Origin of the sequence: Aurantiacibacter zhengii, from assembly GCF_003584125.1 — a bacterium.
GTDB lineage: Bacteria > Pseudomonadota > Alphaproteobacteria > Sphingomonadales > Sphingomonadaceae > Alteraurantiacibacter > Alteraurantiacibacter zhengii.
In genome coordinates, this window is record NZ_QXFL01000008.1 from 148,234 (window position 1) to 156,042 (window position 7,809).

Annotated in this window: 4 protein-coding genes; 2 read left to right on the forward strand and 2 right to left on the reverse strand. The window is 65.6% G+C overall.

The genetic code is table 11. The annotated features are described in order from the left end of the window. Positions 1 to 9 precede the first annotated feature (9 nt). Complete coding sequence (locus D2V07_RS15890) at positions 10 to 1,785, forward strand: sodium:solute symporter family protein (protein ID WP_119587891.1); 1,776 nt, start codon at positions 10 to 12, stop codon at positions 1,783 to 1,785. Positions 1,786 to 1,914: 129 nt separating this feature from the next. Next, entirely contained in the window at positions 1,915 to 5,286 is a 3,372-nt protein-coding gene (locus D2V07_RS15895; protein WP_119587892.1) for a hybrid sensor histidine kinase/response regulator, read from the forward strand. On the opposite strand, the gene D2V07_RS15900 is transcribed toward D2V07_RS15895, so the two are convergent. Both D2V07_RS15900 and acs read right to left on the reverse strand, forming a co-directional pair. Next, positions 5,256 to 5,891: a response regulator gene (locus D2V07_RS15900; protein WP_119587893.1), complete on the reverse strand. Its 636-nt coding sequence runs from the start codon at positions 5,889 to 5,891 to the stop codon at positions 5,256 to 5,258. The two genes, D2V07_RS15895 and D2V07_RS15900, sit on opposite strands and share 31 nt — an antisense overlap. Before the next feature lie 12 nt (positions 5,892 to 5,903). Further along, the coding region (gene acs, locus D2V07_RS15905) for an acetate--CoA ligase (RefSeq protein WP_119586767.1) at positions 5,904 to 7,809 on the reverse strand (1,906 nt) is incomplete at its 5' end.

Genomic DNA, 7,809 nt, shown 5'->3' on the forward strand with positions numbered 1-7,809 from the left:
GGGGCGAGCATGAGCACGCAGACACTGATCTATCTCTTCGTCGGCCTGAGCTTCGCGCTCTACATCGGCATCGCGATCTGGAGCCGCGCGGGCTCCACCAAGGAATTCTACGTTGCCGGTGGGGGGGTGAACCCGGTGGTGAACGGCATGGCCACGGCCGCCGACTGGATGAGCGCTGCCAGCTTCATCTCGATGGCGGGCCTGATCGCCTTTCTCGGTTACGATGCCTCGGTCTACCTGATGGGCTGGACCGGCGGCTACGTGTTGCTGGCGCTGTTGCTGGCACCCTATCTGCGCAAGTTCGGGCAATTCACCGTGCCCGATTTCATCGGCACGCGGTACTACTCCAAGGCCGCGCGGGTGGTGGCGGTGATCTGCCTGATCTTCATCAGCTTCACCTATATCGCCGGGCAGATGCGCGGGGTCGGCATCGTGTTCAGCCGGTTCCTCGACGTGTCGATCTTCTGGGGCGTCATCATCGGCATGGGCATCGTGTTCATCTACGCCGTGCTGGGCGGAATGAAGGGCATCACCTACACCCAGGTGGCGCAATACTGCGTGCTGATCTTCGCCTACATGGTGCCGGCATTCTTCCTCAGTTTCATGATCACCGGCAATCCCATCCCGCAGATCGGCCTGGGATCGGAGGTGAACGACGGTTCCGGCCTCTATGTGCTGCAAAAGCTGGACCTGGTGCTTACGGACCTGGGCTTCGCCCCATATACCGACGGCAGCAAGTCGATGATCGACGTGTTCTGCATCACCCTGGCCCTGATGGTCGGCACCGCCGGCCTGCCGCACGTGATCGTGCGCTTCTTCACCGTGCCCAAGGCATCGGACGCGCGCAAATCGGCGTTCTGGGCGCTGTTGTTCATCGCCATCCTCTATACCACCGCGCCAGCTGTAGGGGCTTTCGCCCGGCTCAACTTCGTCGATACCGTCAACCAGACCGCCTACGAGGATGCGCCCGCCTGGTTCGGCAACTGGGAAGGCAACGACCTGATCGCCTGGGTCGACAAGAACCAGGACGGCGTGATGCAATATTCCGCCGGCACCGCTTTCGAAGGTACCCCTGTATTCACCGAAGAGCGCGGCGCATCGGGAGAACGCCTGCTTGCCAATGCACCCAATTCGGAAAACACCAACGAGGTCTATGTCGACCGCGACATCATGGTGCTGGCCAACCCCGAGATCGGCAACCTGCCGGGTTGGGTGATTGCGCTGGTGGCAGCGGGCGGCCTTGCTGCGGCATTGTCGACTGCGGCAGGGTTGCTGCTGGTGATTTCCAGCTCGGTCAGCCATGACCTGCTGAAATCCACGTTCCGGCCCGACATCTCCGAGAAAGGCGAACTGCTTGCCGCACGCCTGGCGGCCAGCGCGGCCATCGTGGTTGCGGGATATCTCGGCATTTACCCGCCGGGCTGGGTTGCCGAGGTCGTGGCCTTTGCCTTCGGCCTTGCCGCATCCAGCCTCTTCCCCGCCATCTTCATGGGCATTTTCACCAAGTCGATGAACAAGGAGGGGGCGATAGCCGGGATGGTTTCCGGGCTGTTCTTCACCTTCGCCTATATCTTCTACTTCAAACTCGCCAATCCGGCGGCGAACGTGGCGGAGAACTGGCTGCTGGGTATCTCGCCCGAAGGGATCGGCGTGGTCGGCATGGTGCTGAACTTCGCAGTGGCCATCGCCGTGTCGAAGATGACCGCAAGCCCGCCGGTGGAGGTGCGCAAGCTGGTGGATTCGATCCGCGTGCCGCGCGGCGCGGCCAGCGCCCACGTGCACTGATCCGTTCGGGGCTGCCATCCGGTGTTCGCACCGTTTGGCGGCCCCGCCGGATTCCGCGTCCTTCAAGTATCCGGCAGGTCTTGCATCGCACAGGCCATTCGCTAGCCTTGGGTAGGGAGTGAACGAGCCATGGTGTTCGCATTGGCGGTCACGCTGGCCGCTGCCTATCTCGGCCTGCTTTTCTGGCTCGCCACGAGGCGCGATCGGCAACAGGCCGAAGGGAGTGACCGCAACCGTCGCGGCGGCTGGGTCTACGGCCTGTCGCTGGCAGTCTACTGCACCAGCTGGACCTTTTTCGGCGGCGTCGGCACGGCGGCGACGCAGGGTCTGGAGTTCCTGCCGATCTTCCTGGGCCCGATCCTGCTGTTCGTACTGGGCAAACCGCTGATCCGCCGTGTTCTGCTGCACGCAAAGGCGCAGCATTCGACCTCGATAGCCGATTTCCTGTCTGCCCGCTACGGCAAGAGCGGCACCGTCGCGGCGCTCGTCTCGGTGATCGCCACGCTCGGCTCGCTCCCCTACATGGCCTTGCAGCTGCAATCCGTGGGTGCCTCTCTGCTGGCGCTGGACAACCGCATGGGCGAGGCGCTGGCGCAGGACGAGCTGGTGCTGCTGGTGGCCGCGGTGATGGCCCTGTTCGCGATCCTGTTCGGGTCTCGCCGGGGCGATCGGTCGGGCGAGAACGCGGGCCTCGTCTTCACTATCGCGGTGGAAGCGGTGGTGAAGCTGGTGGCATTGCTCGCCATCGCGCTGCTGGCCTTGGTGCTGACCGTGACCGATCCGGCTTCTGTTTCGGAACTGCCCGCCACCTTCTCGCTGGGTCAGGTGGATAGCCGCTTCTGGGTGCTGACCCTCATCTCCGCCTGCGCAGTTCTGTGCCTTCCCCGACAATTCCACATGACCTTCGTGGAGGCGCGCGATGCCGATGCGGGACGGCGCGGGTACTGGATATTCCCCGCCTATCTTGCGCTAACGGCGATGCTGATCGTGCCGATAGCGCTGGCGGGTACGGCCCTGCTGCCAGACGGCACCAATCCCGACATGATCGTGCTGCAATTGCCCTTGGCGACGGACCATGTCTGGCTCGCCATCCTTGCCTTCATCGGTGGACTTTCGGCATCGACCGGGATGATCATCGTCGCCAGCGTGGCGCTGTCGACGATGATCACCAACGATCTCGTCGCGCCGCTGGTGTTCCGGCAGGTCTTTCGCGGGCGCGGCGATCGCACCCAGCTGGCGCGCCAGTTGCTGGCGATCCGCCGCATCGTCATCGCTTCCCTGCTGGTGCTTGCCTATCTCTTCTACCTGGGCTTCGGCGGACTCGCGAGCCTGGCAGACCTCGGCACGCTGGCCTTTGCGGCGGCGGCGCAGTTCGCGCCGGGTCTGCTGTTCGGCATTTATACCCGCCGTGCCAATCGTCACGGTATGGTGGCGGGGCTGGTGGCAGGGTTCGCCATCTGGGTGGCGCTGCTGATCGGCCCTGCGGCGCTCGGCACGCAGCCTGTGGTCAGTGTCCATTCCGATCCGCTGGTTTCCGGCATCGCTCTCAGCCTGGCGGCCAACGCGGCGTTGTTCTGGATCGCTACGCTGCTGACGCGGCCGAACCTCGTCGACGAAGCGCAGGCGGCCGCTTTCCGGGGCGCGCCGGGCCATGCCGAACATGCGCTGCACGAAGTGGACAAGCGCGTGGCCGACGTGCGCCTGCTGCTGGCCCAGTTTGTGGGTCGCAATAACGCCGATGCGGCCATCGCTGCTGCGCCGCGCGCCTATCGCGACAGCGACCATGCCGACAAGCCGCTGCTGGCCATGGCGGAGCGGATGGTGGCGGGCGTGATCGGAAGCTCGTCCGCCCGCCTGCTGATGCTGTCGTGGGCACAGGACGACCCCGTCTCGTTTGCCGAAGTCGTCGCCATGTTCGACGAGACGAGCAGGCGCTTGTCGTTCAACGCCGACCTGCTGCGGGTGGCTATCGAGAACATCGACCAGGGTGTTGCGCTGGTGGACAGGGACATGAACCTCGTCGCGTGGAACTCCCGCTATCAGGACATGTTCGGCCTGCCCGATGATTTGGTAATGCCCGGCACCCCCATCGCCCAGCTGATCCGCTTCAACCTGGCAGAAAGCGGCGTGGCCCCCGAAGAGATCGAGCGGCAGGTGGCAAGGCGCATAGGCTACATGAAGGAAGGCACCCGGCACCGGGCGGAGCGCACGCAGGCCGATGGCCGGGTGATGCGCATCCTCGGCAATCCCGCGCCCGGCGGGGGCTATGTCACCTCCTATACCGATATCACCGCAGACCGGCTGGCCGAGCAGGCGCTGGAAGAGAAGGTGGCGCAGCGCACCGCGCAGCTGCGCGAGGCAAACGCCGCGCTGGAGCAGGCCACCCGTTCCAAGACACGCTTTCTGGCAGCAGCCAGCCACGACCTGATCCAGCCGCTCAACGCCGCCCGGCTGTTCGCCTCTGCCCTTGGCGAGGAGGTGGCGGGACAGGATGGCCTGGAAAGGCTGGTGCGCAATCTCGACGGATCCATCGCCGCGGCAGACCGCCTGATCCGCGCGCTGCTCGATATCTCGAAGCTCGATGGCGGCGGCATAGAGCCGCAGATGGAGCAGCTTGCGCTTGCCGAGATCGTGGCTGACCTCAAACGCGAATTCGCTATCCAGGCTGCCGCCAAGGGGATTGACCTGCGATGTCTTCCCACCAGTGCCATTGTGGAAAGCGACCGCGCTCTGCTGCTTTCGATCCTGCGCAACCTCGTCAGCAATGCCATCCGCTATACTCCGGCGGGCAAAGTTCTGGTGGGGGTGAAGCGCTGCGGTGACGAAATCCGGCTGTGCGTGATCGATACGGGACCCGGCATCGACCCGGATGATCGCGAGCGCATCTTCGGCGAATTCCAGCGGGCTTCGCGCGATGGCGAGGGGTTGGGGCTGGGGCTGGCGATAGCCAAGCGGGCCGCGCGCCTGCTTGGCGTGCCTATCGAACTCCAAAGCCGCGTTGGCAGCGGCAGTGCCTTTGCGCTCCGTCTCCGGGTCGCCAAATGGTCGGCGGACACCGCGCCGGTCCGGCAACCCGCGCGGTCCCTTTCGCTGGGCCATGCCAGCGTGCTGGTGATCGACAACGATCCTGCGGCCCTTGCGGCAACAAGTGCCCTGCTGGGCAAGTGGCAGCTTCGCGTGACCGGCGCGGCAAGTGCGGATGAAGCGCTGGCGCACTGCCCCGAGCCGCCCGACGTCGTGATCGTGGATTACCAGCTCGACGACGGCGTTACCGGCGATGCCGCCTATCGCAGCGTGACACGGCAGTGGGGAGCGAAGCCACCCGCCATCATGTTGACCGCGCAATCAGGGGAGGAGACACGCCTCGCGGCGGCATCGATCGCAGCGCACCGTTTGCTGAAGCCCTCGCCCCCCGCCGCGCTGCGCGCCCTGCTGGCGGAGGCGGTGTCGCGCAGCAAGGCGCAGGACGTTCAGGATGATCCGGTTTCAACCGAAGCGTAATCGACGTCCAGCTTCGTTGCCACCAGCGCGGCCTGAGTCCTGCTGACGACGCCTAGCTTGCGCAGGATGGCCGTGATGTGGGCCTTTACCGTCGCCTCGCTTATGTCCAGTTCGAAGGCGATTTGCTTATTCAGCAAGCCCTCCCTGATCAGGGCCAGGATACGGCGCTGGGCGGGGGTGAGGCTGGCGATGCGCTGCAGGTCGGCATCCTCGTTACCCGCGGCTTCCGGGAACCAGCTATCGCCGTCGCGCACCGCGCCCAGCGCCTGGCGCATCTCGTCCAGCCCTGCGGACTTTGGCACGAAGGCCGCTGCGCCCAATTGGCTGGCAGCCTGGAACACGCGGCTTTCTTCGCTCGCGGATACGATCACGATGGGCAGGGCGGGATATTCCTGGCGCAGGTCCATCAGCACGGAAAGACCGTGCGAATCCTCCATGTGCAGGTCCAGCAGCAGGGTGTCGCAGCCCTTCTCCAGCGCGGCGCGAGCCTGCGCGGCGGAAGCGCACTCGATCACCTCCGCCTGCGGCCAGACCCGCGACACCGCGTGCACCAGCGCAGTGCGGAACAGCGGGTGGTCGTCGGCAATGATGATCCGTTCGCGCATATCCCCCCGCTACTACGTGTTCTGCCGTCCGTCGATAAGGCGCTGGACGAGGGATGGGTCTGCGAGGGTAGAGGTATCGCCGAGGGCGTCGTAGTCGTTCTCGGCGATCTTCCTGAGGATGCGGCGCATGATCTTGCCGCTGCGGGTCTTGGGCAGGCCGTCGGTGAAATGCAGGTGGTCGGGCGTGGCCACGGGGCCGATCTCGCGGCGCACCTGCTGTTTCAGTTCGGCGTGGAGCTCGTCCGATGGCTCCACCCCTTCCATCGTGGTGACGTAGCAGTAGATGCCCTGGCCCTTCACCTCGTGCGGGTAACCCACCACCGCGGCCTCTGCCACCTTGGGGTGCAGCACCAGCGCGCTTTCCACCTCGGCCGTGCCCATGCGGTGGCCCGAGACGTTGATCACGTCGTCCACCCGGCCCGTGATCCAGTAGTACCCATCGCCGTCGCGGCGGCAGCCGTCGCCGGTGAAGTAGCGGCCGGGGAAGGTGGTGAAGTAGGCCTCGATAAAGCGGTCGTGATCGCCGTAGACGGTGCGCGCCTGGCCCGGCCAACTGGCAGCGATGCACAGGTTGCCCTCGGCCGCGACCCCGTCCTCTTCCGGCAGCGGCTGCCCCTCGTTATCGACCAGCAGCGGCTGCACGCCGAAGAACGGCCTGCCCGCACTCCCTGGCTTCATGTCGTGGGCATAGGGCAGGGTGGTGATCATGTGGCCGCCGGTCTCGGTCTGCCACCAGGTGTCGACCACCGGGCAGCGGTTCTCGCCCACCACCTCGTAATACCAGCGCCAGGCTTCCGGGTTGATCGGCTCGCCCACGGTGCCAAGAATGCGCAGGGAAGAACGGTCGTGCTGCGTCACCCAGCCATCGCCCTCGCGCATCAGCGCGCGGATGGCGGTGGGCGCGGTGTAGAAGATGTTGACCTTGTGCTTTGCAATCACGTCCCAGAAGCGGCCGTGATCGGGATAGTTGGGCACCCCTTCGAACACCAGGCTGGTGCCAGCGTTCAGCAGCGGGCCGTAGGTGACATAGCTGTGCCCCGTCACCCAGCCGATATCGGCGCTGCACCAGAACACTTCGCCCGGCTGGTAATCGAAGGTGTAGTAAAAGGTCGCCGCGCACCACAGGGCATAGCCGCCGGTGGTGTGCAGCACGCCCTTGGGCTTGCCGGTGGAGCCAGAGGTGTAGAGGATGAACAGCGGATCTTCCGCGCCCATCTCCTCGCACGGGCATTCCGCATCGCTGGCAAGATCGTGGTACCAGTGGTCGCGGCCTTCGGTCATGGCGATATCGCCGCCGGTGTGGCGCACGACCAGCACGCCGTCGACCGTGACCCCGTCATGATCCAGCGCGGCATCGACATTGGCTTTCAGGGGGATCGTCCTGCCGCCGCGCAGCCCCTCGTCGGCGGTGACCACGAAGCGGCTGTCGCAGCCTTCCAGCCGGCCCGCCAGCGCCTCTGGCGAGAAGCCGCCGAACACCACCGAGTGGATCGCCCCGATGCGCGCGCAGGCGAGCATGGCCAGCACGCCCTCGACCACCATGGGCATGTAGAGCGTGACCCGGTCGCCCTTCGCGACGCCCATCGCCTTCAGCGCATTGGCCATCTGCACCACTTCGGCGTGAAGCTGGGCATAGGTGAGGGTGCGCGCGGGCGAGGCAGGATCGTCGGGCTCGAAGATCAGCGCCGCGCGCTCTGCATGCTGCGGCAGGTGGCGGTCGACGCAGTTGTAGCACAGGTTCAGCGAACCGTCGGCGAACCACCTGATGTCCACCGGATCGAACGACCACTCACCCGCCTTCGTCGGCTCAGCATACCAGTCGAGCCGCTCCTTCGCCTCTTCCAGCCAGAAACCGTCCGCATCCTCCACAGAACGCCGGTAGCGCGCTTCGTAATCCGCGGGCGCGGCGTGGGGATCG